General features: G+C 38.0%; 26 protein-coding genes. 19 read left to right on the top strand and 7 right to left on the bottom strand.

What is annotated here, in order from left to right; all coding sequences use genetic code 11:
* The first annotated feature begins 106 nt into the window (after positions 1-106).
* From mgtE to AC4D4A_RS07985, 13 genes are all read left to right on the top strand, one after another.
* A complete protein-coding gene (gene mgtE / locus AC4D4A_RS08045) occupies positions 107-1,468 on the top strand; it encodes a magnesium transporter (RefSeq protein WP_490995420.1) in 1,362 nt (453 codons plus the stop codon).
* Positions 1,469-1,576: 108 nt separating this feature from the next.
* Positions 1,577-2,356 carry an enoyl-ACP reductase FabI gene (fabI, locus tag AC4D4A_RS08040; RefSeq protein WP_490995419.1) on the top strand — a complete coding sequence of 260 codons (780 nt, stop codon included), beginning with the start codon at positions 1,577-1,579 and terminating at the stop codon, positions 2,354-2,356.
* Positions 2,357-2,700: 344 nt separating this feature from the next.
* Positions 2,701-3,672 carry an ABC transporter ATP-binding protein gene (locus AC4D4A_RS08035; protein ID WP_490995678.1) on the top strand — a complete coding sequence of 324 codons (972 nt, stop codon included), beginning with the start codon at positions 2,701-2,703 and terminating at the stop codon, positions 3,670-3,672.
* The gene (locus AC4D4A_RS08030) at positions 3,650-4,645 is read left to right on the top strand and encodes an ABC transporter ATP-binding protein (RefSeq protein ID WP_490995418.1); all 996 of its coding nucleotides are present in this window, start codon (positions 3,650-3,652) and stop codon (positions 4,643-4,645) included. The genes AC4D4A_RS08035 and AC4D4A_RS08030 overlap by 23 nt, the downstream gene beginning before the upstream one ends.
* Before the next feature lie 13 nt (positions 4,646-4,658).
* Entirely contained in the window at positions 4,659-6,257 is a 1,599-nt protein-coding gene (locus AC4D4A_RS08025) for an ABC transporter substrate-binding protein (protein ID WP_490995417.1), read from the top strand.
* A 75-nt stretch (positions 6,258-6,332) separates the two neighbouring features.
* Complete coding sequence (locus tag AC4D4A_RS08020) at positions 6,333-7,340, top strand: ABC transporter permease (protein WP_490995416.1); 1,008 nt, start codon at positions 6,333-6,335, stop codon at positions 7,338-7,340.
* 57 nt (positions 7,341-7,397) lie between these two features.
* Entirely contained in the window at positions 7,398-8,255 is an 858-nt protein-coding gene (gene nikC, locus AC4D4A_RS08015; RefSeq protein WP_066102359.1) for a nickel transporter permease, read from the top strand.
* 194 nt (positions 8,256-8,449) lie between these two features.
* A complete protein-coding gene (locus AC4D4A_RS08010; protein ID WP_490995415.1) occupies positions 8,450-9,025 on the top strand; it encodes a hypothetical protein in 576 nt (191 codons plus the stop codon).
* Positions 9,026-9,376: 351 nt separating this feature from the next.
* Complete coding sequence (locus AC4D4A_RS08005; RefSeq protein WP_490995414.1) at positions 9,377-9,847, top strand: sporulation protein; 471 nt, start codon at positions 9,377-9,379, stop codon at positions 9,845-9,847.
* A gap of 12 nt (positions 9,848-9,859) precedes the next feature.
* On the top strand, positions 9,860-10,336 hold the full coding sequence (gene spoVAC, locus AC4D4A_RS08000) for a stage V sporulation protein AC (protein ID WP_490995413.1): 477 nt from the start codon (positions 9,860-9,862) through the stop codon (positions 10,334-10,336).
* A gap of 1 nt (position 10,337) precedes the next feature.
* Positions 10,338-11,354, top strand: a complete 1,017-nt coding sequence (gene spoVAD / locus AC4D4A_RS07995; RefSeq protein WP_490995412.1) for a stage V sporulation protein AD — start codon at positions 10,338-10,340, stop codon at positions 11,352-11,354.
* A gap of 22 nt (positions 11,355-11,376) precedes the next feature.
* Positions 11,377-11,733: a stage V sporulation protein AE gene (gene spoVAE / locus AC4D4A_RS07990; protein ID WP_490995411.1), complete on the top strand. Its 357-nt coding sequence runs from the start codon at positions 11,377-11,379 to the stop codon at positions 11,731-11,733.
* 272 nt (positions 11,734-12,005) lie between these two features.
* Positions 12,006-15,758, top strand: a complete 3,753-nt coding sequence (locus AC4D4A_RS07985) for an AAA domain-containing protein (protein WP_490995410.1) — start codon at positions 12,006-12,008, stop codon at positions 15,756-15,758.
* A 421-nt stretch (positions 15,759-16,179) separates the two neighbouring features.
* On the opposite strand, the gene AC4D4A_RS07980 is transcribed toward AC4D4A_RS07985, so the two are convergent.
* Positions 16,180-16,866, bottom strand: coding sequence for a GNAT family N-acetyltransferase (locus AC4D4A_RS07980; protein ID WP_490995409.1), 687 nt, complete (start codon positions 16,864-16,866; stop codon positions 16,180-16,182).
* Between the two features lie 171 nt (positions 16,867-17,037).
* Here AC4D4A_RS07980 and AC4D4A_RS07975 point away from each other — a divergent pair, with 171 nt between their 5' ends.
* Together AC4D4A_RS07975 and spoVIF are read left to right on the top strand one after the other, a co-directional pair.
* On the top strand, positions 17,038-17,196 hold the full coding sequence (locus AC4D4A_RS07975) for a YjcZ family sporulation protein (protein WP_066101369.1): 159 nt from the start codon (positions 17,038-17,040) through the stop codon (positions 17,194-17,196).
* 190 nt (positions 17,197-17,386) lie between these two features.
* Positions 17,387-17,644 (top strand): sporulation-specific transcription regulator SpoVIF, encoded by a 258-nt coding sequence (gene spoVIF, locus AC4D4A_RS07970; RefSeq protein WP_490995408.1) that lies wholly within the window; start codon positions 17,387-17,389, stop codon positions 17,642-17,644.
* Positions 17,645-17,707: 63 nt separating this feature from the next.
* Here the strand turns inward: spoVIF and AC4D4A_RS07965 are convergent, their stop codons facing one another.
* Positions 17,708-20,020 carry a UvrD-helicase domain-containing protein gene (locus tag AC4D4A_RS07965; RefSeq protein WP_490995407.1) on the bottom strand — a complete coding sequence of 771 codons (2,313 nt, stop codon included), beginning with the start codon at positions 20,018-20,020 and terminating at the stop codon, positions 17,708-17,710.
* 155 nt (positions 20,021-20,175) lie between these two features.
* Between AC4D4A_RS07965 and AC4D4A_RS07960 the strand changes: the two genes are divergently transcribed.
* On the top strand, positions 20,176-20,463 hold the full coding sequence (locus tag AC4D4A_RS07960; protein ID WP_490995406.1) for a hypothetical protein: 288 nt from the start codon (positions 20,176-20,178) through the stop codon (positions 20,461-20,463).
* A 110-nt stretch (positions 20,464-20,573) separates the two neighbouring features.
* On the opposite strand, the gene AC4D4A_RS07955 is transcribed toward AC4D4A_RS07960, so the two are convergent.
* The 3 genes from AC4D4A_RS07955 to AC4D4A_RS07945 form a co-directional block, all read right to left on the bottom strand.
* On the bottom strand, positions 20,574-20,999 hold the full coding sequence (locus AC4D4A_RS07955) for a GNAT family N-acetyltransferase (protein WP_490995405.1): 426 nt from the start codon (positions 20,997-20,999) through the stop codon (positions 20,574-20,576).
* 5 nt (positions 21,000-21,004) lie between these two features.
* Positions 21,005-21,520, bottom strand: coding sequence for a 2'-5' RNA ligase family protein (locus AC4D4A_RS07950; protein ID WP_490995404.1), 516 nt, complete (start codon positions 21,518-21,520; stop codon positions 21,005-21,007).
* A gap of 78 nt (positions 21,521-21,598) precedes the next feature.
* Complete coding sequence (locus AC4D4A_RS07945) at positions 21,599-22,330, bottom strand: alpha/beta hydrolase (RefSeq protein WP_490995403.1); 732 nt, start codon at positions 22,328-22,330, stop codon at positions 21,599-21,601.
* A gap of 136 nt (positions 22,331-22,466) precedes the next feature.
* On the opposite strand from AC4D4A_RS07945, the gene AC4D4A_RS07940 reads away from it, so the two are divergent.
* The 3 genes from AC4D4A_RS07940 (at position 22,467) to AC4D4A_RS07930 (ending at position 24,720) form a co-directional block, all read left to right on the top strand.
* The gene (locus tag AC4D4A_RS07940; RefSeq protein ID WP_077247956.1) at positions 22,467-23,027 is read left to right on the top strand and encodes a phosphatidylglycerophosphatase A family protein; all 561 of its coding nucleotides are present in this window, start codon (positions 22,467-22,469) and stop codon (positions 23,025-23,027) included.
* A 464-nt stretch (positions 23,028-23,491) separates the two neighbouring features.
* Positions 23,492-23,971: a spore coat protein gene (locus tag AC4D4A_RS07935; RefSeq protein ID WP_490995402.1), complete on the top strand. Its 480-nt coding sequence runs from the start codon at positions 23,492-23,494 to the stop codon at positions 23,969-23,971.
* A 74-nt stretch (positions 23,972-24,045) separates the two neighbouring features.
* Positions 24,046-24,720, top strand: coding sequence for an SOS response-associated peptidase (locus tag AC4D4A_RS07930; RefSeq protein ID WP_490995401.1), 675 nt, complete (start codon positions 24,046-24,048; stop codon positions 24,718-24,720).
* Between the two features lie 26 nt (positions 24,721-24,746).
* Here the strand turns inward: AC4D4A_RS07930 and AC4D4A_RS07925 are convergent, their stop codons facing one another.
* Positions 24,747-25,274: a hypothetical protein gene (locus tag AC4D4A_RS07925; protein ID WP_490995400.1), complete on the bottom strand. Its 528-nt coding sequence runs from the start codon at positions 25,272-25,274 to the stop codon at positions 24,747-24,749.
* Entirely contained in the window at positions 25,267-26,751 is a 1,485-nt protein-coding gene (locus AC4D4A_RS07920) for an FAD-binding oxidoreductase (RefSeq protein ID WP_490995399.1), read from the bottom strand. Before AC4D4A_RS07920 ends, AC4D4A_RS07925 begins: the two co-directional genes overlap by 8 nt.
* Positions 26,752-26,782: the final 31 nt, after the last annotated feature.

Here is a 26,782-nt window from a genome sequence, read left to right as displayed (position 1 = left end):
ATATTACCCTTTTTTAAAGGGTTTCAATTATATCTATTTAGGAAATTGTAAAGGGTATGATAGATACGCCTTAGACGACATAAAAAAAGGTATGGTGACCTCCAAAATGGAAATTCAGGAAAGCAAGCAAAGAGATTTACTGCGTTTATTAAAAGATGAGAACCTCCGACAGTTTCGGATTTTATTTTTAGATATTCACCCCTATGATCAGGCAAAATTTTATGCAAATTTAGAAGAAAAAGATCGAGCAACTGTTCATCATTTTCTCTCACCAGATGAAATGGCAGAGCTAATCGGAAATCTAGCTTATGAATATGAAGAAGAGGTCGTAGAGAGAATTTTAGCAGAAATGGATCCTCGATATGCCGCTTCCATTTTAGCTGAAATGCATACGGATGATGCTGTCGATTTGCTCAGTAATTTGGATAAGGAACAAATAATCAGTTATTTGTCTTTAATGGATGAGGAACAATCGCAAAATATTATGCATTTGCTTCACTATGAGGAATCAACTGCAGGAAGTATCATGACGACTGAATTTATAAGTATTGCAGAAAATCAAACAGTAGGATCTGCCATGAAACTAGTGAGGAAGGAAGCTCAGGATGCTGAATTAATTTATTATATTTATGTTATGGACGATAAGCATAAATTAACAGGGGTACTATCCCTGCGAGATTTGATCGTAGCAGATGATGATACAATGGTCTTTGAATTAATGAACAGTCAGGTTTATTCGGTGAAAGTAAGCGATGATCAGGAAGAAGTAGCTCGAAAAATGAGAGACTATGATTTTATTGCTATGCCGGTTGTTGATTTTCAGCATCATCTGGTTGGCATTATAACATTTGACGATATGATTGATGTTATGTATGAAATAGCTTCCGATGATTATTCCAAATTAGCAGGGGTATCCGATATGGAATACATAGACAAAAGTCCATTTTCATCTGCCCGTAAAAGACTCCCATGGTTGATTATATTATTATTTTTAGGCATGATTACCGCTAATTTAATCGGTCAATTTGAAGAAACTTTATCTAAAAAGGCAATTCTGGCGGTGTTCATCCCCTTAATTGCAGGTATGGCCGGGAATACAGGTACACAAAGCTTGGCTGTTATTGTTAGAGGGATTGCTACAGGACAGATTGAGGATGAGAATAAGCTAAAACTCCTTTGGCGTGAAGCAGGAACAGGACTTATAACCGGGATATCATGTGGAATCGTGGTTACCATTATCGTTTATGTTTGGAAAGGTGAACTAATTCTAGCCGCTCTTGTTGGCATTTCAATACTGGTAACATTAATTGTCGCTACATTAGCAGGAAGCCTTGTGCCTTTATTGATGCATAAAATGAATATTGACCCTGCCGTCGCTTCGGGACCATTTATCACAACCATTAATGACTTAATCAGTATTCTTATTTACTTTGGAATGGCTACTCTCTTTATGAGTTATCTCACGTGATATATTTAGCTGAAAAAACAGAAAATGGTTGCGATTCTTCTTTACTTAGTTTAAATTAGTAGTAGGTACTAATAACTTGTGTTAATTATTTAAGGAGGAATCCTTCCTATGAACTTAAGTATGGATGGGAAAACCATTGTTGTAATGGGTGTGGCAAATAAAAGAAGTATAGCTTGGGGTATAGCTAATTCACTTTACCAGGCTGGTGCTAGATTAATTTTTACATATGCAGGGGAACGGATGGAAAAGAGTGTTTATGACCTTGTAAACAGCTTAGAGGGTGGAGCAGAGACCTTCGTCCTGCCATGTGATGTTACAAAAGATGAAGAAATCGATGGATGTTTTGCTACGATAAGAGAAAAATATGGGAAGATAGACGGAATCGCACACTGTATTGCTTTTGCTAATAAGGAAGAGCTCAAAGGTGAGTATATGAACACGACGAGGGATGGCTTCCTATTAGCCCAAAATATTAGCTCTTATTCATTAACTGCTGTTGCTAAAGCAGCAAAAGAAATCCTGAATGAAGGGGCTAGTATCGTAACACTTACTTATCTTGGCGGTGAACGAGTAGTCCAAAACTATAATGTCATGGGTGTTGCCAAGGCCTCACTTGAAGCAAGCGTGAAATATTTGGCTAATGATCTTGGACCTAACGGTGTAAGGGTAAACTCTATTTCCGCAGGAGCCATCAGAACCTTATCGGCCAAAGGTGTAGGCGATTTTAATGAAATTCGAAAAGTATTTGAAGAGCGTGCACCGTTGCGCAGACAAGTAACCCAGGAGGAAGTGGGAGACACAGCCCTATTCCTGTTCAGTCCATTGTCCCGTGGAATTACGGGAGAAAATATCCATGTGGATTCAGGGTATCACATTTTAAGCTTATAAATAAAAAAGGACTCTCTATTGCAAGGCGGCTATGATGACCGTTTTGTAAATAGAGAGTTTTTTGTTTTTTAATGAAAAGTGTAACTGCGTAAATCAGCCAATTAAGCACTTGAATCCTGTGGAACTGTTCCCCCTTCCTTATTGTGTTAAGCTCCAATATTATTCTCCTATATTACAAAAATGTTATAAATTTCTAAAAAAATGATAGTCAATTGGGAAAAGCTGTGACATAATAAATCATAATATTTTAAATATTTTAATAAATTACATAATAATATTACGCAGGAGGGAATGGCTTGGATGACACTGTGGTTTTAGATGTAAACCATTTAACCGTTTCTTTTATGGATGATGGAAAATTGGTTCCTGCAGTTGAGAATATCGATTTCCAACTTCATAAAGGAGAAATTCTTGGTATTGTTGGTGAATCAGGAAGTGGGAAGAGTTTGACCTCTTTATCCATTATGGGACTGCTTCCACAACCGCCGGCTATTGTTGATCCCCAGGCAGTCATTAATTTTGAGGGAGACAATTTATTAAAAAAATCCGAATCAAAAATGAGAAAAATTCGCGGGGATCGGATATCTATGATCTTTCAGGAACCGATGACTTCTCTTAATCCTTTGTTTACAATCGGCCAACAAATGATTGAAGCATACAGGCTGCATAGAAACAGTAATAAAGTTAAGGCGCGTACTGAATGTATGGAAATGTTAAAGCAGGTAGGGCTGCCTCGGGCTGCTGATTTAATGAAAAATTATCCACATGAGTTATCAGGCGGTATGAGACAGAGGGTTATGATTGCGATGGCCATGGTTTGCAAACCAAACATTTTGATTGCAGATGAACCGACTACGGCACTTGATGTCACCATTCAAGCCCAAATTCTTAAGTTGATGAAAGATTTAAACAATCAAACTGAAACATCAATCATCCTCATTACACATGATCTTGGAGTGGTGGCTGAAATATGCGATCGCGTTCTTGTCATGTACGCAGGAAAAATTGTTGAGAAAGGAACGGTCAGGGATATATTTAAAAATCCTAAACATCCATACACAAAAGGATTACTGAAATCCGTACCTGACATCCGGCAGAAAGACAGCAAATTATATTCTATTCCAGGTAATGTTCCAAAACCAGGAATGATTCAAACTGGCTGTGTATTTGCACCGCGTTGTGAATATGCCATGCCTGCCTGTGCCACAGTGACTCCGGATTTACAAAAGGTGTCTCCTCAGTATCAATGGGTAAGGTGCCTATTATATCAGGGACAGGAAGGAGGCATTCATCATGACGGAGCTGTTAAAAGTTGAAGGTCTGAAGAAGTTTTTCCCAATCAATGGGGGAGTTTTGAGCCGGAAGATTGGTGAAGTAAAAGCCGTTAATGATATTTCCTTTCATGTGAAAAAAGGAGAAACTCTTGGGATTGTTGGGGAGAGTGGCTGTGGAAAGTCAACAACCGGCAGATTATTAATGAGGTTGATTGACCCAACAGAAGGAAGCATTGTATTCGAGGATAAGGAAATCATGTCTATGTCTAAAAAGCAGCTTAGACAAGTGAGACGTGATATTCAAATGGTTTTTCAGGACCCGTATGCGTCGTTAAATCCGAGACATTCTGTCCAGCAAATATTAGAGGAACCTTTAATTGTTCATGGCATTGGCAATAAGAAGGAGCGGGCAAAAAGGGTAGCAGAAATGATAGATGTTGTGGGACTCAGTTCCTATCATTTAAAGCGTTATCCCCATCAATTCAGTGGCGGTCAGCGTCAGCGGATTGGCATTGCCAGAGCCCTCATGACAAAACCTAAATTAATTATTGCAGATGAGCCTGTGTCTGCGCTTGATGTTTCCATACAGGCCCAGGTATTAAACCTATTAAAGGATATCCAAAAAGAATTTGGACTTACTTATATTTTTATAGCCCATGACCTGGGGGTTGTCAGGCATATCAGTGATCGCGTTGGAGTCATGTATTTGGGGAGAATGGTAGAATTGTCGGGCAGCGAAGAGTTATACGAACACCCACTCCACCCGTACACACAAGCTTTATTATCTTCAGTACCAATACCAGACCCTGATATTAAACGTGAATCCATCATCTTAACTGGAGACATCCCAAGCGCATCCAATCCACCGAGTGGTTGTGCATTCCATACTAGATGTCAGCATGCAATGGAAGTTTGTAAGACTATTAATCCAGTATACCAAGAAATAAAAGGGGATCATTATGCTGCATGTCATCTCCATGGTGAACATGACAGCAATGATAATAAACAAATATAAGAGGGGGTTTCATATGAAAAAGCTTTTATTGGCTATGGTCAGTATTCTAATGCTAAGCGTTGTACTGGCAGCATGTAGTTCTGGCGACAAGGAGACTGAGGGGGGAGGCAGTGAAGAGAAAGGAAATACAAAGGATACACTTGTTTTTGGACGCGGCGGTGATTCTACTTCGTTAGATCCAATCACAACAACCGAAGGAGAGTCATTTAAAGTCACGATTAACATTTTTGATACACTGCTAACTTACGGTAAACAGGATACGACGCTGCAGCCTGGATTAGCTGAAAAATGGGAGGCTTCTGATGATGGTCTTTCATATACGTTTACATTGAAAAAAGGCGTTAAGTTTCATGATGGTACTGATTTTAACGCAGAAGCAGTTGTATTCAACTTTAATAGATGGATGAATGGCGATGCTGATAAGTTTCCTTACTATAGCATGTTTGGCGGCTATAAAAAAGATGAAGGGCATGTCATTAAGGAAGTAAAAGCGGTTGATGAATCGACTGTTCAATTTACCTTGAAACGACCTCAGGCGACCTTCCTTAAAAATATAGCCATGAGCTGTTTTGGAATTGCCAGCCCTACTGCAGTTGAAAAAGATGGTGATAAGTTCCGGGAAAATCCAGTTGGTACCGGTCCGTATAAATTTAAAGAAAAAGCAAATGACAAAATCGTTATTGAAAAGAATGAAGATTATTATGTAGACGGAGAACCAAAATTAAAAACAATTATTTTCCGTACGATTCCTGATAACTCCGCACGTTTGAATTCATTAAAAATCGGTGAGATTGATGTGATGGACGGTGTAAACCCATCAGACCTTGAAACAATTAAAGGAGATGCAAATTTACAGGCTATTGAACGTCCTTCTATGAACGTTGGGTATCTTGGCTTTAATGTAACGAAAAAACCATTTGATAATCCAAAGGTCCGTCAAGCTTTAAGCCATGCCGTGGATAAGCAAGCTATCATTGATGCTTTCTATTTAGGAATGGCAAAACCAGCGAAAAATCCTCTGCCGGATTCAGTGGAAGGCTATAACGATGAAATTCAGGATTATGAATTTGATTTAGACAAAGCAAAAGAATTATTAAAAGAAGCTGGTTATCCAGATGGATTTACAATGGATCTTTGGGCTATGCCAGTTCCACGTCCATATATACCAGAAGGTAAGAAAATTGCAGAAGCGATTCAAGCCAATTTTGAAAAAATTGGCGTTAAGGCAGAAATTCAGACTGTAGAATGGGCAACATACCTTGAAAAAGCAACAAACGGTGAGTTCCCGGCCTATATGCTGGGTTGGACAGGTGATAATGGAGACCCTGATAACTTTATCTATACATTGCTTGATAAAGATTCAATCGGATCTAACAACTATTCCTATTACGCGAATGATAAGCTCCACGACATTTTAATTGAAGCGCAAACAATTGTTGATCAAGATAAACGGAATGAGCTATATAAACAGGCTCAAGAAATTATCCATGAAGATGCACCGTGGATTCCACTTGTTCACTCAACGCCTTTGTTGGCAGCATCAGCTGATTTAACAGGACTTGTACCGCATCCAACCGGATCAGATATTTTAAAGAATGTAGAATTCAAGTAAAACTGTGTTAAGTAAGGGCGCCTTTACATGGATGATTCATATAGGGGCGCCTGTTTATTATGGAGGTGCATACAGATGTTTTCTTATACAATGAAAAGGATTCTGTCTGTTATACCGGTTCTGTTTGGAATGACGTTGATTGTATTTGCCATTGTCAGAGCCATTCCTGGAGATCCGGCACAGGTTATTTTAGGGCAAAGGGCAACCAAGGAGTCCATTGCTGTATTAACTCAGGAGCTTGGATTGGACAAAGCCTGGTATGTTCAATACATAGATTATATTAAGAATTTGTTTGCCGGTGATTTGGGTACATCCATTAGAACCAATGCAGAGATTACTAGTGAGATATGGCCGTATATTGCTGCTACGCTTGAATTAACGCTAGTTGCGATGATTATTGCCATCGTTATTGGTGTAAATGCCGGCATCATCAGTGCATGGTTTTCAAATTCCTGGTTTGATTATTTAGCGATGATCTTAGCGTTAATTGGAGTATCCATGCCTATTTTTTGGCTGGGGCTGATGGAGCAGTGGGCTTTTTCCCTTCAGCTGGGTTGGTTACCGACAACAGGACGTGAAGATATCAGAGATCCAATCAATGCGATAACTAATTTGTATTTGGTGGATACGCTGATACAAGGTGATTTCGACCAATTTTTTGTGGCCGTTAAGCATTTGATTATGCCCAGTATCGCTTTAGCAACTATTCCTATGGCGATCATTGCCAGGATGACAAGATCGACTATGCTTGAAGTTATGAAATCAGATTTTATTCGTACAGCACGTGCAAAAGGTGTCAGTATGTTTTGGGTGGTGTACAAGCACTCTTTAAAAAATGCATTTATTCCGGTTTTAACCGTTATAGGGCTGCAAACAGGATTACTTCTTGGAGGGGCCATTCTGACAGAAACCATTTTTGCTTGGCCGGGCATAGGACGTTATTTATATGAAGCAATCGGCTATCGCGATTATCCGGTTATTCAATCTGGTATTTTACTGATTGCCGCTGCTTTTGTGTTCATTAACTTAGTTGTCGACCTCCTTTATGCATTGGTCGATCCACGAATTAAATACTCCAAATAAAGGGTGGTGTAGACATTGGGGGAATTAGTACGAAATACAGAAGAAACACCATTGGTAATGGATGAAAAAGTGGTTTCTCCATGGGGGGAATCATGGGCTGCTTTTAAACGGAACCGTTTGGCAATGGTGGGTCTGGGGATTGTCTTATTCTTTATTTTATTAGCATTATTAGCTCCGATTATTGCTCCTTATGGATATAAGGAGGTTAGTTTAACAGACCGTTTAAAGCCGCCATCTGCTGAGCATTGGTTTGGAACAGATGACTTTGGGAGGGATATTCTTTCACGGATATTATATGGTGCGCGTATATCCTTATCCGTTGGGTTTTTCTCTGTATTGGGTTCTGTCATTGTAGGTTCGATTATGGGGCTTGTAGCCGGATATTATGGCGGATGGATTGATACGATTATTTCAAGGTTCTTTGACATCCTCCTTGCCTTTCCAAGTATCTTATTGGCAATCGCGATTATTTCTATTTTAGGGCCATCTCTGCAAAATGCCCTGATTGCAATCGCTATTATAAATATTCCAAATTTCGGGAGGCTTATAAGATCAAGAGTACTAAGTGTGAAACAAGAGGAATATATTATGGCCGCCAACGCAATTGGTATGAAGGATTCAAGAATTCTCTTTCGTCATATCCTCCCGAACAGTATGACACCAATTATTGTTCAGGCAACATTGGCGATTGCAACAGCAATTATAGAAGCGGCAGCGCTTGGATTCCTTGGACTGGGAGCTCAGGCACCAACGCCTGAATGGGGAAAAATGCTAGCAGATTCGAAGGGTTTCTTAGTTCAGGCTCCCGGAACGCTCTTTTTTCCAGGGTTGGCTATCATGTTAACGGTCCTTGGATTTAATTTATTGGGTGATGGACTGAGAGATGCCCTTGATCCAAAAATGAAACAGCGTTAAATTAGAGTAAAAATAAGGTATGAACCGCCCCTCCGTGATTGTTAGAGGGAGCGGTTTTTTTGTGAAATTGACTGTGTGTAGGCAATGTCTAGATGACCTTCATTAGTAAAGCTTTCAACTGAGGGGTGCTCAGATATATCTACAGTCGTTTGCACATATATATATAGCAAATAGAAGGTTAAGGAGGTAATTTTTTGAGCCATAATGAGATCGATAGTGCACTGCCGGCAAATGCCTGGCTTGATAAGGAACAAATAATGAGACGATTGCGTGAAGAAGAAATAGTGGAAATTGATGACTTTTTTACAAATGCCGCGACTAAAGAATTGATGCATAAAATCAATCAGCAACAGGAATGGGAACAACATATTGCTGATAAAGAAAACTCACGTAAAGGACTTGAAGAGGGAGATAGTGATGATGCTTTGCAGCAGGCCCCTTTATTAAGCTTTGAGATAGAAAAGAAACAAATTACTGAATCACTGAAAGAACGGGAGCCAGATTTATTGGATGCAAGTGAAGCGAATGGAAAAACAAAGCGTAAACGTATAGAGGATATGACGAAGGAGGAATTAGTCACCTATCTCTCCAAAATGCCGTCGCTCATGTCGAGCCCGGTGTGCGATTTTATAGTGGAAGATGGAAAGCGGCTGAGGGGAACAATTGAAAAAGTAAAGGGGGATTATGTTTATATTAAAGTTGCATTCGGAAAAAAGTGGATTAAATACACATTGCGGCAAATAAAAGAGATAAAAATAGTCCGTTTTTAAAATACTTCTGCATCGGATCTGGTTATCTGTATTAGACAAACCTAACCCTCCTACATACTTATACTATATGAGTCCTAATCAGGGAAGGAGGACCCCTTTTATGAAAATACAAAAACAAAAAGCAAGCCAAATCAAGAGAACGCCTTCGAAGCAAACGAAAAAAAACTGCGGATGTACAAAAAATAATAAAAAAGGTCGTTTACAACCGTAACCTGCTGATTACTCAGCAGGTTTTTTACTTTAGGTTGATTTGCAGCAATTAGTTTTATCCAAATAAAGTGGATAAAATGGTGTGTTTAACAAACAATACAGGATAATAATTTCAATATGTAACGAGGGGGTGAAGGTGCTATGAATAAGAGGATCTCTGTATTTTTAATTATAGCTATGTTTTTCACAATAGTAAGCGGATGTTCCGGTGACTCAAGCAGTAAAGAAGCCAGGATGTCACTTATTCAATCCGTGGATCAAGATCCCGTTTATCTTGGTGATCATTCAAAGGCACCATTAGAGGAAATAAAAAAGAGAGTAGCTTCCCATAAAGAGATCTACGATGTAGCAGTTGTCCAAAAGGATAAAGATATTTTGGTGGCGTACAAGGTTAAGCATATGCAACGCTTTCGAATGAAAAGTATCGAAAGTAAATTAGATAAGGAGTTAAAGAGTAACTTTAAATCCTTTAATTTCACTGTATCCAGTGATATGAAAATATTTCTTGAAACAGTCGAGTTAATTGTGAATGTGAAGGATAAAGGTTACTCCAAGAAAAAAGCTGGAAAATGGTTTGATAAAATAATGAAACTACAGAAGGATATGGCATAGGTAGGTGTACATATGGCAAATAAAAAGAATAAACAAACCCCTGAACAACAAAAATATAAAGAACTCGAACAAAAATATGAAACAAAACGTCCAGTTGTAAAGAATTGTATTAAGGCATTTTTTGTAGGCGGGCTATTTTGTCTTCTAGGACAAGCTATTACGTATATGTATATATTTTATTTTAATTTTACTGAGCAAACAGCCAGTAACCCAACTGTGGCAACGATGATATTTTTATCGATGTTATTAACAGGCTTTGGGGTTTACGATCGAATTGGTCAATTTGCTGGAGCGGGAAGTGCTGTTCCGGTTACGGGATTTGGTAATTCAGTCATTTCAGCAGCGATTGAGCATAGAACAGAAGGATTCGTGCTTGGGGTAGGAGGAAATATATTTAAATTGGCTGGAACTGTAATCCTATACGGTGTTTTTTCAGCATTTGTCGTTGCTTTAGTAAAGCAAATCTATCTAATGGTTATAGGAGGTTAATATGCTAACTGGTAAACAAACCTGGGTGCTGCATAATCATCCTGTCATTTCCTCTACAGGCGTAGCTGTCGGTCCTTTTGAAGGCAATGGCCATTTGGCTGATGATTTTGATATTATTCATGATGATCTTTGGCTAAATCAGAAAACATATGAGAAAGCGAACCGTGTATTAATTGAGGAAGCTGTTCAGACGGCTTTGGATAAAAAGAAACTGCAAACCCGTGATATTCAATTTTTCTTTGCGGGAGATTTAATTAACCAAATCACGCCTACTAGCTTTGCAGCCCGGACATTGGCCATCCCTTATTTTGGTCTGTTTGGTGCATGCTCAACAACTATGGAAGGCTTGGCATTGGCATCTTTTATAATTAATTATGGCGGTGCCAACAAGATATTAACTGGTGCCTCAAGCCATAATACAACCGTAGAAAAGCAATTCAGATATCCAACAGAATATGGCGGTCAAAAACCGCCAACTGCCCAATGGACTGTAACCGGAGCGGGAGTTGCCTTAGTGGAGCAAAATGATAACTCTTCTGAAAGTAAGCTCGTAGTAACAAGTGCAACCATTGGTAAAGTTATTGATATGGGATTAAAGGATCCGTTTAATATGGGAGGCGCGATGGCACCTGCTGCTGCAGATACGATTTATCATCACTTCAGGGATTTAAACCTTGACGAGGATTATTATGATCTTGTTGTTACAGGTGATCTTGGAAAAATCGGTCATAACACAGCGATTGATTTACTGGAGCAAAAGGGCCTAAAGCTAAACAAAGAAAAATTTAAGGATTGCGGTTTAATGATTTATAAAGATGATCAACCCGTACAATCAGGTGGAAGCGGTGCAGGATGCTCTGCGTCTGTTCTATATGGCCATTTACTTAATGAAATGAGAAAGGGTACATATAAACGAATCTTACTGGCAGCAACCGGAGCGCTTCTTTCTCCGTTGACCTTCCAGCAAGGTGAGTCCATTCCATGTATAGCACATGCAGTTGCTATTGAAAGACTATAGCGCTTGAAAGTGAGGAGCATATATGCTGGCAATGTTTTTTTGGGCCTTTGTTGTAGGAGGCATTATTTGTGTGATTGGACAGCTTTTATTTGATGTAGCAAAATTAACACCTGCCCATACTCTTTCGACATTTGTTGTCATTGGAGCTATATTGGGTGGTCTTGGATGGTATGAACCGTTATTGGATTTTGCAGGTGCCGGGGCTTCTATTCCAATTGTAAGCTTTGGAAATTCGCTTGTAAACGGGGCTTTAGAGGAAGCAGATAAGCATGGTCTTATTGGTGTGCTAACCGGAATGTTTAAAATTACATCATCAGGCATAACGGCAGCGATTGTCTTTGGATTTATTGCAGCCTTGATTTTTAAACCAAAAGGTTAACGAAAGAGAACCCCTTAAGTTTTGATTAAGGGGATTCTTCATGTTGAGAGGGCTAGTAACAGCATGTTGAATGTGAGAATGGTAATTTATGTAACTCGGAAGAAAAATTCCATTTTCATGGTATTATAAAATTGAAAATTAATACCTGCTTAGAAGATATAAGACTCAATTTCCGTTGAATATATTCTGTATGAAAACAATAAGTTATGGGGAGGGCGCATGCTCTTCCTTTTTGCGGTGTAGAATTTTTTATCTGGAAAGAAGGTAAAACGGTGAAAGAAAAACTAATTCATATGAGAGATAAATTGAATGATATTAGTCGTCGTAATCGCTCCATTAGATTATTGAAAATCTACAATAAATGGAGTTTTGATTTAACTGAATTAGATAAGTTATCAACCAATAATGAAAAAATCAGTGAAGCTATAGTAAAGAAAATCGTCATGCAGTCTAAAGGTGAAATCACGTTACTTAAGCCGACAATAGAGAATGACGATTCAATGGTCATTTCGAAAAAACTCACAGATTTATTGCGAAATATAAAAGGAATTGAAGAAGAAACAGGTATTCACGACTTTTATTTAGGCTACCCCTTTATATCAGGAAGCCTCTCTGATGGGACTTTTTTTCAGGCTCCCCTATTCTTATATCCAATTCGATTAGAAAAAAGTAAGGTAAATACACAGAGATGGATTATTCGTGTGGAAGAAGGTGGTCCGCAGATTAATCGAACCTTATTTTTGGCGTTTAAGAAATTAAATAGTGTCCAGTTTACCGAAGATTTTTTCGAAGAGGCTGCCGAAATAGCTAAGTCTTATGATAGGGAAAAATGGGATACTTTCTTCCGAGCACATGATATTAATCTTTCATTTTCTAATGAAGGACTCACAAAGTTAAAAGAATATAAGAGGGAAGAAATTCCTGAAGCCACTGGAATCGTACTATTGGAAAATGCGATTATCGGGAACTTTCCACAAGGTGGTTCTTCACTAGTTAAAGACTTTGATGCTTTGATAGACCTTTCAGAAGAATCTACTCTATCATCGTTAGTCAGTGAATTGATAGAACCACAAGAGTTTGAGGCAGCAGAAGATATAAACAATAAAGATAATCAGACTATTGAAGAACCGGATATACTGAATTTACTTGTTACGGATGGGTCACAGGAGGAAATATTAAAAGAAGCAAGATATAAGAAAGGGATTGTTGTTCACGGACCGCCAGGAACAGGGAAATCTCAGGTTATAGTGAATTTAATTACAGACGCACTTAGTCAGGGAAAGAAAATATTAGTCGTTTGTCAGAAAAGGGCTGCTCTTGATGTAGTATACCAACGCTTAGATGGGCTAAGATTATCCAATCATATAGCTTTGGTACATGATGAAAAAACAGATCGAAAACCACTTTATAATAAAATAAGTGCTGTTCTTGAGACTAATAGAGTATTATTTGAACGCTCACTTGAAGATTTAAAATCTACATCAAATAGTTTGTTTACCCATGAAAAGCTATTAAATGGTATTGCCAAGGGGCTTTATGAGTACCAGGATTTTGGGTATCGTTTATATGATTTATACGGAAAAGCAACACCATTAGATCATATGGACAAAATGCTAAATTTAAAACCTGTCTTAAGTGAGTTAAATAAAGATGTACTAGATGAGATTAGCGGAAATATCTACAGTTATGCAGAATGGTACGAGCGATTCGGAAGCGAGTCTTACGAATTGAAAAATCGTAAATCATTCGCTCCATTTTCTATTAAAGATAAACTGAACCTGGTAGAACTTCTGAATGATTTAATTGTGAAGGCGAAGAACGCCTCAGAGTATTTGGATTCCTTGGATTACAAAAAAATCACACCTGCGTATACATGGCTGGTAGGAGACAAGTTAGATACTATTTATCCTGATTTAGAGGGTACTGGTAAAAAAACATTGCAAGGCTTGAGAATATGGTGGTGGACCTCTTTTTCAGGTAAAGCAATTATCGAAGAGTTATTAGAGGGTGGGAAATTTAAAGGAACAAGTTCTGCAGACTGGATCAAAATTAAGCAAGCCCTTATAATCATGAATCAATTAGGTAAAGAAACAAAGAAAATATCTGATGAAATCAACCAGCTGAAAAAATATTTCGATGAGAAAATGATCGAAAATTATCAAAGCAGAATTGCGGATGGAGACATTCCATTACAGGAATTAAATAAATTATTAGAGTACATTCATCAAGATTTTGAGGATTTGCAGCAAATGGATTCATATTGGGAAGAGTGTTCAGAGGTTACGAAGAAGATTATTCAAGAACTCAGCATGAAAAGTCCTGCCTCTGAACAAGCTCTACCGGAGTATTGGGTCCAGTTATTTAAAAACTCGGCATATATTCATTGGATTGATGAAACGGAAAATAAATATCCTGAAGTTAAGAAGATTTCAACGAGCGAATTTTCAAGGATCCGGGAAAAGTTTAGTCAACTGGTTGACCGAAAAAGAGAGGTTGCTAACCAATATTTAATTCATCAATTGACACAATCAGTCGAAGAACTTAAGAAAGCTTACCCGAGGGAAATGAGAGATCTTAAACATCAGGCAGGGAAAAAGAGGATGATTTGGCCACTGCGCAAATTGGTGAATGAATTTGCTGAGAAGGGTCTTGTGGATTTAATGCCGGTTTGGTTGGCATCACCCGAAATAGTTTCCTCGATTTTCCCGTTAAATGATGAGTTATTTGATTTGGTGATTTTCGATGAAGCTTCTCAATGTACAGTAGAAAGCGGTCTTCCAGCCGTTTTTAGAGCAAAACAATTAATTGTCGCTGGAGACGAAAAGCAATTGCCGCCATTTAATATGTTCCAGTCATCTTTTGTAAATGAAGATGATGAAGAGGAATATGATGTTGATGAATCGCAAAGTTTATTAAATCTAGCGAAAAGAAGGTTCCCAGAAAAGATTCTTCAGTGGCACTACCGTTCGAAATTTGAGGAACTCATTAACTTTTCTAATCATGCTTTTTATAATGGACATGTTCAGATTGCTCCCAATGTCGAGCCTTTAAAAGATCCTCCGGCTATCCAATGGCAAAAAGTGAATGGCAGATGGATCAATCAATCAAACGAGGTAGAAGCACTTGAGGTATATAGACTATTAAAAGAAACATTGATTAAACAGCCCGATAAAACTGTCGGAATCATTACGTTTAATGCCAAGCAGCAAACAAAAATACTGGATATCATTGAAAAATCGGCTGCAAGCGATCAAGAATTCAATGTTGCTTATAATCAAGTGATGGCAAAAGAACTGGATGAAAGAGTATTTGTGAAAAATATTGAAAATGTTCAGGGTGATGAACGTGACATCATTATTTTCTCTATAGGATATGCTAAAAATGAAGAAGGAAAGGTCTATAATCGCTTCGGAATGCTTAACCAATATGGTGGAGAAAATAGATTGAATGTAGCAGTATCTAGAGCAAAGGAACGTATTATTGTAGTTTCTAGTATTGAACCGGAAGAACTGAATGTTGCGGGCACAGCACAAATTGGACCAAAGCTTCTTAAATCATATTTAAAATATGTAAGAGCTGTCTCACGTACTAACAGGGAGGAAATACAGTCGGTTGTCCAGGAAATTAATGATAATGTAAATACACATGTACAAGAACTGGCACTGCATTTTGATTCCCCATTTGAAGAACAGGTCTATAATCAATTAAGAAATTTAGGGTATGAAGTCCACACACAAGTAGGAATGTCCGGGTACAGAATCGATATGGCCATCGTCCATCCTAATGATTCCTCCAAATATATAATGGGAATTGAATGTGATGGAGCGATGTACCATAGCTCGGCCAATGCAAAAGAACGAGATATCTATCGTCAAAGATTCCTTGAAAGCCGAGGATGGACAATAGAAAGAATCTGGAGTAGAAACTGGTGGAAAACCCCTGCTCAAGAAATCGAAAGAATGGATCAAAAAGTGAAAGAACTATTAAGAAATGAAGAATTAAAGAAGAAAGTTAAAGAAATTTGATTTATTCAGGTTGCTTGTTTTTGCTGTTTGACAGATGGAAAAGTCTGGTATTAACACTTAAACTGGAATTTTATTAAACATCAATACCCCGGCGATTTCCGGGGTATTTGTGTGTGGGTCAAAGGCGGGTGATAGGTGTGTAAAGGGTGGGTCAAAGGTGTATGAAGTCCTGGGAAAAGCAGCTATGCCCCACCTATGAGGCACCTATACCCCGGCTATACCGGGGTATAGGTGTGTGAAAGGTAGGTGATGTCCGGGTAAAAGCAGCTATGCCCCACCTATGAGGGACCTATGCCCGGGACATACCGGGGTATAGGTGGGTGAAAGGTGTATGAAGTCCCGGGAAAAGCTCTACTATCAAACACCTACCGAACACCTTTCAAGTACCTATGCCCAAAAAGAAGCTTCTTTTTGGCTTCCACTATTGGTTTGTTTCCGATAATTTCCTCTGAGACTTTATGCATTCATCAAGTACAGATGAGGAAATCTTATTCATCTTATGATATTTTTCATGATAGATTGCTTTAACAACTTGATCATAATTAATATCTTCTCCGTGAGTTAACTTTTTAAATGCGAGATATAAAGGCACCGGAGTTTGTCCAGTATATAGGGGTGGCTGGACATATTGATATCCTTTTATAGGTGAAAAGCCAAGATGATTGAAGAATTGAAGGCGATTTACGCTCTCTTTGTATTCTTCTGCGTTCTCTGCATCCATTTCTCTTTCGGTTTCGAGGACGATTCCCTTTAAGGATGGGTGTCCAGCCTGTAATGCATCATCTTTAAGTAACTCTTCCATTTGTAAAAGTGTATGTTTCCCCAAGCCTTTCCCGCGTTCTTTCGGATCGGCTGCTATATAAACAATATAACCGCTATTTACTTCAGCTAAATAATGGGCAGTTGAAAAGGAGACTACGCTATCGTCTACAATTCCAACTAAAAAATGGAATTTATTTGGTGTGTTTTTATCATGTTGTCTGATGGACTCGTAAAATACGCATTCATCTTCACGCACGTATTCAGGAAAGCAATCATGATATAAAAATAATGCTTTCTTTAACAGTTCATCCTCTAGGTCTGTTATTTCCTTCCATTTTATAGCCATTGTGTATGACTCCTTACTGTTTTCTTTTAGTGTAAAAGATATATTTACAGTAATTCAAGGTATTATTGCCGATTTTAATATTTGGGTATTTTTAAATGGAGATTAGCCCAAACCGAGGAAACACTTTTAACATATGTTATGAGTGTACTAAGCGAAAGCGAGGTGACTTACATGTTTGGTTGTTATGGATATGGCGGCGGCGGAAGCAGCTGCGGTGGCGGCTATGGATACGGCGGTGGCGGTAGCTACGGCGGTGGCTACGGTTCTACTTTCGTGCTAATCGTTGTACTATTTATCTTGTTAATTATTGTTGGCGCTAGCTTCTGCTAATAATAATTAAAATGCATAGAAGAGACCCTAAGACCTCTTCTATGCCCTACTGTTTATTAAGCCATTTACAATGAGTAAATGAAAGTAAGGGATTTCAGTCTATACTGAATCCCTTTTTTGCATGGAGAATTGAGTCTCACCTTTCCTATTTTCGTTCATATAATAGCAGTAACGATAAGGAGGCTGAATTATGGATAATGGATTCTTTAAAAATATGGAAAAGAAAACAGGCGTAAATATGAAAGATGTAATGGAGCTGGCTAATTCCTTACAAAATGCAAATTTTAAAGATGAAAAAACAGTCCGCAACGTCATTAAGAGGGTTTCGCTAATTGCAAACAAACCTGTACCGAAGGATGTAGAGGACCAGTTGGTACAATCAATCATTAAGGATGGGAAATCATTAGATTTTAATACAATTGCCAATATGATGAATAATAAAAAATGAGTAAAGGAGCCACCTTTACATATGAAGAACATTTGATTCAAACTGCCGATCTGTATTACTCGGTTATTTGGTAATCAGTTCTTCTTTGTAAGAGGGCTCCCCTTTTAAGATCGTTAAGAAACGGGAAGATCTTGCCCGTTTTGAACGTCTATTTTCCGGTACGGAAATATATAATCCTGAGCATGCGCGTGTTACCGCTACATATAATAAACGTCTTTCTTCCTCCATAGGTTTCCTGTCACCGTCACGCCAAGATTCCAAAGCATAATCATGAGGCATGTTTCCATCTACGCAGCCAAGAATATAAACATATTTATATTCAAGTCCTTTTGAACGATGGATGGTGCTCAGCTGAATAGCATTTATTGTTTTTTTAGACATTGATTTAATCTCTTTTGCCATGGCTGTCATATGATCCGCATGAAGAATAAATTCCAGCACTGTATCAAAGCGTCTTGCAGCAATTTTCACATCCTTGATATCGTCCGACCCTTTGTCCATTTTATTGCCTTCATTCCCTCGCTTTTTGAGGTAGGCCCCAAAACCGAGTTCTTTTTCAATCATCTCGATAGCTGTTGATGGGGACAAATCTTTAAGCGAATGGATGACAGAGACAGCTTTATCTATTGCTCGCATTTGAAATGGTTTTAAATTATTGAGAAATCGAAGTGCCTCGAGCAAAGTGCAATCATTCAGGATGGATAGAGCTTTAGCATCCTGAACTGCCGACTTTTTCAAATAAAGCGGCGGTAATAGATCCTGCAGCATTCCCGGATCATCTGGATTTATGCTTGCTTTCATGAAGGCCAAAATACTGCGCACAGTCTTTCTTGTATAAAAGGAATCATAGTCAGAATCCACACGGAATGGAAGACTTGAAGATGCGAGCTTTTCAAAAATAGCACGGCTCATTGTATTGGTTCGATAAAGAATTGCAAAATCTTCCGGGTTAGCTCCATGCCTTATTTTTTCGGTAATGTCGGTCATAATCATGATTGCCTCAGATTCTTCATCAAATGGATAAAATAAAACCGGAGATGGTGATTGGTCATGTGTAGCGACCATCTTTTTGGGTGTTCGTGTTTTATTTTGCGAAACAATTTTATTGGCTGTTTGAATGATTTTATGGCCAGAACGGTAATTAGCTGACAAGATAATGGTTTCGAGATAAGTGTAGTCAAGCTTCAAGTTCTGTAAAAAAGCAGAATCACTGCCGCGGAATGAATATATTGCCTGATCGTCGTCACCTACGAAACAAGCAGACTCTGCATTCGAAGCAAGTAGTTTAACAATCTCATATTGTACCTTATTAATATCTTGAAACTCATCGATTAAAAAGTGTCTAAACCGGTTTCGATAAAAATTAAGAATTTGTTCATTCTCTTTCAAAAGTTGATAACAGCCTGTTTGCATATCATCAAAATCGAATTTACTATTTATTTCTTTGTAGGATTCGTATTTTTTATAAAGCTCCTGGCAACTGACTTCCCAATCGTCAGCAGGATGAACATCCTGAGGAGATAATAGATCGTTTTTCCATCTACTGATTTGCTGTAAGGCTTGATCAAATGCAAATTCGCGTTCATCGATTCCTAATTCTGATGCAGCTATTTTCAGGACATATTCTTTCTCTCCATCAAATTTTATCAATTTACTTGAATGCCATTTTTGAGGTTCATGTTGTAAAAGAATTCGATAAAAAATGGAATGGAAGGTACCGGTAAATACATGCTGCAGCATAAAGGGAGTTACACCAGGCATTTGCTGTAGCCTGCTTTTCATCTCAGCTGCAGCTTTAGATGTAAATGTAACGAGCATCACCGATTTGGGATCAGCTTGTTTTTCTAATAATAAAAAAGCTGTCCGAGCAGTCAAAACACGGGTTTTCCCACTGCCTGCTCCTGCAAGAACGAGTAAATGTCTTGCATCTGTTACGACAGCATCTGCTTGTTGATCATCCAATAACCAGCCGTTTGAACTCATAATGCCGATGAATGGATGATTGTTGTTCACCCCTGGAAGATGTTTATCATTATAGGATGGCAGATTTGTAATGGACTTTGGACCTTGCCAGATGGTTTCATCCGAGCAATTGGTAATGGACCTGGATTGCGGTAGGCGAAATCCTCCGTATTCCACTGAAGCTTCATTCACTGCCAGATTCGTTTTCTCAGTTTTATCCACACAAGGAGGACGTGAAGAATCACGATGAATAAAATATGGTTCTTCATGAATTCCAAGATACATATAAACAGGCTGACCACAATGAGTACACCCGAGTTCACCATTTTTTCCAGCTTCATGAATACGAGCAAATGCCTCCTTGGGCCAAGTAAGTAAAGAGATAGATTCGTTTTTCCAATTAGCTGTTTTCATCATATTCCTCATTTATATAAAAAATTTTAAAAACGACAGACAAATATCATCTTATCAAATCGAATCATATATTACAAAAGAGGATAGTAGTTTTATTCCCTTAAAAAGTGGGTAATAAATGTAAAAAAAGGATAAAAAAGTGAGGTGGAAAAGGGATGGGGTACATAAGTCCAATCACGCAATACGAATACATACAGTACACGAACAGAACGATCGCAGCGGAGAAACTGACTAAAAATATGATCTCTCGCTTTCAGCCCGTACAGCCAATCAGATTCCATCGCAAAAATAATGAACGGGATTCATTTGACAGGGAAGATAATTCAGACGATTATAGAGTTTCATCTGATCGCATTAACAAAAATTTTGTGCCGACAGAAATAGTTGAAAAAACTGTTACTGAAGTGACAGGGGTCGGCCAATTTGTTAATGAAAGTATTTAAACAGACATTTAAAAGCATTCTATACATGCGGAAAGCAGCCTATCAAAATACGCTGCTTTCCTTTTGTGTTTATGGGTATAAACAAATAAAGACTGCAGTCGGCTGCAGTCTTAAATGTGCTTCTTCATAGTGTGATGTGGGATGCCCGCATCTAAAAATTCATCGGATATAACTGAGTAACCCAGTTTTTCATAAAAAGGAATCGCTTGGTTTTGAGCGTTTAGTTTAAGGATTTCAATTTGTTTAGAAAGTGCATATTGTTCTATGGCATTCATTAAATCTTTACCTACGCCTTTTGAACGGAACTCTGGTACGATACAAATCCTTTCGACTTTTCCGTAGCTATCAACCACTCTAAAACGTCCGGCACCTACTGGATTACCTTCATCATCTGTTACGAGAAAATGTGTAGATTCCTCTTCTAAATGATCAATTTCTTCTTCTTCAGGTACATTTTGTTCATCTACAAAGACTTTAGTACGTACCAAAAATACCTTATCCAATTCTCTTTGTTCTGATACAATCTTGATGTCCATCGTGATCAGTTGTCCTTTCTTAATTGGTATGTTTCATATACTTTCCATGACCCATTTTCAGTTTGATAGAGTAAATGGAAGTGATCAACTACTTCTTCGTGTTCGAATTTCATGAGACGCAGTTGTCCGAGAATATCGTTATGTTCCTTGTCAGATAAATCCTGACCAATAGTAATATGCGGAACAAATTTGTATTTTTTATCTTTGCCCAGAATATCACTATGAAAATCTTCGTGAAGAGCAATTAATTCGGGAGTAGGGTCAATTTTTAAATAAATCACATTATTGACTGGTTCGAAGGTGCTTACTTTTAAGACCTTTAACGTAAAAGGCTGGTGTTTGTTTGAAATCTCCTCGAGTTTTGCTGAAATTTCCTTGATTTGCTCATCTGTGGCTGTGAATTCAGATTTTAATGTGACATGAGGAGATATAAGAGAGTAATGTGAATCATAACGCTTTCTATATGAGTTTACAATGTCTTGAAAATTTTTTGAAGGGAAAATAGCAATTCCAAAATTCATGTAAGAACCCCCTGACTTATTTTGTAAAATTAGATATTACTCTATTATAGCAAATATTCAAAAAAATTTCCTTGCTAATTATGTCCTGTGGAAAAGCCAGGTAAGTGTCCTCTTCATATCTGACTGCCATGCCCTCCACGTATGGTCTCCATCAATCTCCTCGTAAAAGACTGGAAAACCTTTGCTTTCGATAAGCGAGTTAAGTTCCTGATTAGGTTGTACAAAATCTATGATCCCATCTTTAGATGTTTGTACTGTTGTTTCGTTCCTTCCAATCGTATGGTAAATTTGCGTTAAATGTGGGAACTGAAAAGTCTCCACTGCTGATAGTACGGACTCGTTTACGAGTGGAGAATGCAAAGCAATCTTGCCGAATGTATTGGGATAATCCATAGCTGCCATTAATGAAACAGTAGCAGCCAAGGAGTCTCCGATTAGGGCGCGGCTCAGCCCCATTTGGTAGGTCGGATATTCGGCATCAATATATGGAACAAGTTCATGCGCAAGAAACCTTTTATAGGCAGTATGCTTAGGGCCGTCAGGATGATATTTATTCCAGCGATCTTCAACATTTTTATAAGGGACACCTATAATGATTATATTTTCTATTTCTTGCCTTTCTAAAAGATCATCTGCAGCTCGTCCAATTTTGCCTAATTGGAAATAATCTTTACCATCCTGTGCAATCAGGACGGAGTACTTATACAGATGGGAAAAGGTTGAAGGTAAATATACAAGAAGTTCGATTTCCTCATTTAATTCCTTGCTGTTAAAAGATACACCCTTAATTTTTCCGGCTTTTAATGCCAATGAACTCACCCCCTGTTATTCTATTTCAGGTATATTTTAGCATAATCTGACTTGTATATAATAATCAGTAGATTTGTGCTATTATGAAGATTCTGATGGTATAATGGATGAAAGTGTAAAAAGGAGTAATAGAGATATGATTAAAAAACGTGTACATAGTAAAACAGTGACAAATGCTGCTAAACTTGCCTTGCAAAGTCGAGGTGTTACACTCGAAGCAATCGCTGAAATTGTTTATGAAATGCAATTCCCTTATAATGATAATTTAACTCTGGATGAATGCATATATAGTATAGAACGTGTCCTGATGAAACGTGAAATTCAGCATGCCCTTCTTGTAGGTATTGAATTAGATCGATTGGCAGAAAAGGGAATGCTGTCAGAGCCGTTACAGTCCATTGTAGAATCTGATGAGTCCTTGTTTGGCGTGGATGAAACCATTGCCTTAGGAGCTGTGCTTGGCTATGGAAGTATTGGTGTGACAACATTTGGTCACCTGGATAAGAATAAATTGGGGATTATCCGATATTTAGATACGAAGAAAGAGGGAAGAGGCGTAAATACATTCCTTGATGATTTGGTCGCTGCGATTGCAGCAAGTGCTGCTTCCAGATTGGCTCATCGTCTGCGTGATAAAGAGGAATCCCTGTCCGAGGATGAAATTGAAGATATTGATCATGAAGAAATGATTGGTTAAGGGAAGGGGGAAACCTCTTCTTTTTCTTTTTATGAGGACCGCTGTGATCGACAAACAAGTTGTGTAGATAAGATTTGTTCCTTCTTAAATGTTCGATAGAGTTTGCGGTTAAAACAATAGGCGCGAATCAGTTGATCACCCATTGATTTAACTAGAATACGTCGTTTTGTAAATATATTTTTATTGGAAACATAGATGATATCAACGGGAATTTGTTCTCTCATGCTCCTAAGTAAATCATTCACTTATCTTCACCTCCTATTCTTATTATATACGAACATACGTTTCTTATTCAATAAAAAAGAAACGTATGTTCGTTTTTTGTTGAAGTTGTTAATCATTATTAAAAATCATCCGTTTAATGAACTTTGAAAATAGAGTATATTTACCAAGATAAAAAGAAGGAAAGAGACAAGCCTGGCAATCATATACTCTTTATGAAGGAATGAAGGAGGGGATGTTGTTTGGCTAATACATTGGCATATCATGAAACGCTTGAATTGCATGAATTAGTGGCATTTGCATCAAATGCATTAATAGGCTTGAAAATGAAGGTCAGAGATGTACCAAATCAGGAGTTAAAAAATTTATATTTGACTACAATTAAAGTTTTGGAACGATATATTAAAGAGTTGCTGGAGTACTTTCCAAGAGCACCGCAAAGGGAAGAGGATGAAAGAGAACAACCGGACACCAGCTTTTTTGCAGGAAATTTATTAGGCTTAACAAAGACATTAATCCGAAATTATTCGATAGCGATCACCGAAACGGCTACTCCTGTTTTAAAAAAGACATTAACAAACCAACTTAATGGAATGATTGATTTGCATAGCCAGGTATTTAACTATATGTATAAGAATAATATGTATCCCGCATATGATTTAAGTGCTTTGATTAAAAACGATGTAAACAACGCGAATAAAGCTCTTGCAAAAAAATATTGAAAGCTTTGGCACCTGGCCGGGTGCCTTTTTGGATCCTGAAATAAAACTGTTATAATGGCCATGAGGTGATACATATGTGTGGCAGATTCACATTATTTTCAACGTTTGAAACGATTATGGAACGATTTCATATAGAGTCAGCCTTTGATGAGGTCGATTACCAAGTTAGTTATAATATTGCCCCGTCTCATAGAATTGTTGCCGTGATTAATGATGGATCCAAAAATCGTTTGGGTTATTTGAGATGGGGATTGATCCCATCGTGGGCAAAGGATGAAAAAATCGGATATAAGCTGATCAATGCCCGATCAGAAACACTTGCAGAAAAACCAAGTTTTCGAAAAGCATACCAAAACAAACGCTGTTTAATTGTGGCTGATTCCTATTATGAATGGAAGCAAACGCCTGAAAGAAAAATACCGATGCGGATTAAATTGAAAAGCGGAGAGCCATTTGGATTGGCAGGTTTATGGGAATCATGGAATTCACCAGAAGGACAAGCAGTCTATACGTGTACCATTATTACAACGTCCTCCAATGAATTGATGTCTTCCATACATGACCGGATGCCAGTTATTCTTAACCCGGAGGATGAACAAAAGTGGCTGGATCCAAAGATTCATGATTCCCATTTACTAAAACAATATTTACGTCCGTTTAATCCTGAATTAATGGAAGCTTTTGAAGTAAGTGCTGATGTGAATTCACCTAAAAATAATTCGGAACAATTAATTCAAAGAATATGTTGATCATGTAAATTTTCTCTCAGTATTTATTAATGGTGTTTTTCGTGTTTTTTCCAACCATATACCAGAGAGACGATACCATTGCATAGCAGAACAAAACCAAATACTCCAAGAAAAATAAAAGGTGACACTACTTTGATAAAAGATAATCCAATCATGATAAACCCAACTATTAAATATTGCTGGGTTGCTTGCAGAGAATAAACCTTTTGTTGGATATGCCAGGCTTTAAAATATCCCTGCAAAAATCCAAGAAATATTTGTAGAAATAAAGCCATATAGGAAAGGTATTCGGTTGGAAGCTTGTTGATTCCTACTCCTGAATAGACAAGCCCCATAGCGATGTAGATGTATGGGATATATGGCTTTGAACGAGTAGGGTTGTTATGGTAAACGTGATATCCCCAGGCAGATGAAAAGGAAAAAATTGCAAACAACCACGCAAATAGTGTATAGCTATAGGCTGCCTCTTTTAACCAGATGGTGTAGTAAGGTAAAATGACAACCTGTCCAACCGTAACCATCAATGGAATGTTGCGTAAATATTTATCATTCATGGCCGTCATCCGCTCTCTTCAAATAATGATCATAAAATAAATTCACAAACACTTCGTTAGGGTCATGCTTTCGTTTCTCATTCCAGACCTTATCCGAATCGGGATAGGCCAATTGGAATTGCTCCTTTGTTTGATAAGGATAATATGGAAGATAATAGGTGCCGTCGTATTTTAAGGTGAGGTCCGTCCATTTTTGAATCATTTTCTTGGCGTTCAAAATCTCCTTATCTTCTAATCCGTGTTGGATCAAGACTACTAATCCAAGCATATTTTCTTTAGCGAATGGCAGGCTCGTGACAGAATCTTTTGCCGCATAGCGGACCGTAATATTGTGGACCTTGAAATCTTCGTCCTGATCATTACGATTAAGGATGGTTTTCAATTCATCCATATACTCCTCATAATAGTGAAGAGGTATAAAGAATTCCTGTAAGATTTCTACTCGACCCGGCTTCGTAAATTCCATAAAAGTAGATTCAGAACGCATAACGTTATTTCTTGTAATCTCTTTGCCGTTCAGAGAATTCATATATACTCCCTGTGTTTTCCAAAAGAAATCTTCCATTCTTCCGCCTTTGCGTGCGAGATCTAATGCCATTTTGCTTACTTTAACCCCTGTTTCACCTTTTAAAGGGGTGACATGATTAATCTGTCCCGTATTTTCATAATTAACGACATACATCTCATCTAAAAATGATTTTGGTGCCACACTTATTCTGGCATAATGCATATCAATTTTCTCATTCTCTAGAACATTAGTGAAATACGATTCATAATCTTTAGTTATGACTTTTTCAGAATTAATCGTATAAACGGTGTTATCGGTAACATGTAAAGTTACATCTAAAATGACACCAAATAACCCATACCCACCAAGAACGTATTTCATATAACTTTCTGGGTCATTTTTAGTGAGATGCTTAATTTCTCCGGTAGGGGTTAGCAAGGTCATTTCTTTGACTGAATCAGCCATGGGACCAAAACGAATATCCCTCCCGTGGCCATTTACAGATAACGAGCCGCCAATTGTAAAAATAGATTGGGATTGAGTCACTTTTAAGGCAAGCCCCAGTGGATTTAATCTCTTCTGGACATCCTCCCATGTTGCACCGCTTTCCACCTTGACTGTTTTTGCTTCTTTATCAATCTCTAAAATACGGTTGAAGGATGATATATCCAGGACAATACCATCCTTATAGTATGTATGACCACCCTGGGAATGCTGTAAGCCTGCAATCGAAATATATCTGCCATTTTGATTGGCTTCTTTGATAATGCGTTGTATTTCATCACGGTCCCTTATTTGTTCAATCCGGTCGATTCGTTCAGGAAGCAGACCTGTATAATCGGTCATTAATCCACCTTGTAGCAAGCCGTATTTTCGTTTTTCAAGCGGTATATTCCACGCAATTCCAATAGCTAAAATAATTACAAAAAGACCGAGGAACCAAGGTTTTATAATAATCCTTCTTATCATTATTGTAGTTCTCCTGTAAAGATTTTTTCGC

The sequence above is a fragment of the Pradoshia sp. Z5_111 genome (assembly GCF_058267535.1).
The sequence above is the reverse complement of the archived record's forward strand: the minus strand, read 5'-3'. Positions and strand labels throughout refer to the sequence as shown.